Genomic DNA, 2,043 nt, shown 5'->3' with positions numbered 1-2,043 from the left:
TATTAATGAGGATACGTATGAAGGGGATATGGGAAGTCCACTAAGCTTGAACTTATATACGTATGTGCATAATAATCCACTTATATATAGAGATTCGACTGGACATGCGATAGATAATATCCAATTGAATACGTATCTTCAAATAGCTAGGGCCGAAGGTGTAAATTCACAAGTATACTGGGAAATTAGATCTATCTTGGGGAGTGAGGTATCTGGATTGCCAGGAAATATAGCCAACAACAACAAAAGTTTTAAATACCTATTTAGTTTGGCTACTGGAACATACTATGAAAAGAAAGCAAACACTTTAGGCAATGCACAATGGGCTGAAGGAAACTTACAAAAGATGTTTGAATTGGCGGAAGCTCTTGAAAATGTATCTTTTGCAATGTTAAGTACTGTTGGAGGACCTATAAAAGGGGTAAGGAGTGTGATTAATAGAACTCCAAGTCTCGTTAAGGCAGCTGAAAAGATGGGCAAAGATCCCAAAGTACAAAAAGAGGCAAATGATCTAATTGCAAAATTTTTAGCTGGTAATAAAAATCCAGGTCTACGAACCGGAACAAAAAATTTATTTAAAAATATTAGTTATTTACGAGGGGAAGAAGGGGCAAGAGTTTTCTTTAGAATGGAAAAGGGTGAAATGGTAATTCTAGCTAAGGCAAATAAGCATAATGAACAGGCAGTAATTGATGTACTGACAAAACTCTATAAATAATTTAGGAGACCAATATGGAAATAAAGAGCATAATTTATCCAGTTCCGTTAAGCGAGGTTAAAGATATTTTTAATGATAATATTGACGTTTTTGTAAAGTTGGAAGATGGAATTAGTTATAGTGTGGTAGTAACAACGCCAATAAATATTATGGAATATATGGAAAATAATTACCTGGGATACATTCCTGCATCTCATCCAAAAATAATCGTTAAAAGTTTGACGGAAGAAAATATTTATGAAGCAATCAAAAGTTACTCGGAAGAAAATGCCTTCTGGTTAAAGTTGTTATATATAACTGGAGGTGGAGAAACTTCGCTCGATATTGAATACATCAATAAGGTAATCGCAGAAATTGAAAAATCGAATGAAGAGATACTTCAAGCGTTTAACGAGGAAGGATAAAGAACTCATTTAGTATTTTGAAATCCAAGTAAATTCAACAGCCTTGATTGGCCATGTGCCTGTCAAGGTTTCTTTTTGATGTAGGCTCTCATGTGTGTAGAGTTACATCAGCGGGATAACCGTAACACTTTGCAAAGCGATCAACTACCGAACTTCACTGGAGCCAGCTACGCATCGCAAGCCGCAGCCGCCTGACCCAAGTGACAACGGAAGACGGCAAAGCCATCAGCTATCGATACAACGGCGACAACCTGATGATAGAGCGCACCGAAGGTGGCGTAACGACCCGATACTACTATGACTACAGAGCGAAGATCGTAGCTGAAGGAAAAGTAGAAGGAAACGGCAGCATCACAGTAGCGTATGTCCATGATTCGACCGGCAAGCTGAGAAGATAACGCGTCAGGGAAGTTATGCTTCAAGGTAAAAATTAGCACGATAGTATTACCATACAGTAAAGAAAAGAAAGGGAATCGCAAAATGAATGAATGCATAAAAAGAGTAACTTATCTTTTTCTTATCAGCATGATCTACTTTACAATTTCATTGGATAGTTATGTGATGGCTAGCATGTCTCGTGAATTAAACGATTTTAGCTACGTCATAGAGTCGTTTGAAAGAGGAGACCTGAACCAAACAAATTACATAGCGGGAGCCGGCAAGATAACAAGCGACCCGCAGCAAATCATCACGGGAAAATACTCTGTGTACGTAGAATCTTCCCCGAAGGAAGAGTGGAAAGATGCGATTTATAGTAATTCGAATAAAATACATTTTGAAAAGAACACAACCTACGCGGTAACGTTTTCTTATAAGAACGTAGCAGAAGCAGTGGCAGATAATAATGGTTACTTTTATTTCACGGCCAGGGGAGTAGGCTCGGATTATAGAAGCGATAAAGGGTGGACAGAATGGACAGGA

At 38.1% G+C, this 2,043-nt stretch carries 4 protein-coding genes; all 4 read left to right on the top strand.

The features are described 5' to 3' along the window. On the top strand, nt 1–718 hold a 718-nt coding region (locus tag BBG47_RS31000; protein ID WP_254659956.1), incomplete at its 5' end, for an RHS repeat-associated core domain-containing protein. A gap of 14 nt (nt 719–732) precedes the next feature. After that, nucleotides 733–1,122, top strand: a complete 390-nt coding sequence (locus BBG47_RS27780; RefSeq protein ID WP_028531777.1) for a hypothetical protein — start codon at nt 733–735, stop codon at nt 1,120–1,122. Nucleotides 1,123–1,322: 200 nt separating this feature from the next. After that, nucleotides 1,323–1,520, top strand: a complete 198-nt coding sequence (locus tag BBG47_RS27775; RefSeq protein WP_028531778.1) for a hypothetical protein — start codon at nt 1,323–1,325, stop codon at nt 1,518–1,520. Between the two features lie 172 nt (nt 1,521–1,692). Next, nucleotides 1,693–2,043: hypothetical protein (locus BBG47_RS27770; protein WP_175400660.1), on the top strand; the 351-nt coding region annotated here is incomplete at its 3' end.

Origin of the sequence: Paenibacillus sp. KS1, from assembly GCF_001680695.1 — a bacterium.
Lineage (GTDB): Bacteria > Bacillota > Bacilli > Paenibacillales > Paenibacillaceae > Paenibacillus_B > Paenibacillus_B suaedae.
Note: the sequence above shows the minus strand (reverse complement) of the source record. Positions and strands in the feature narration are given on the sequence as shown.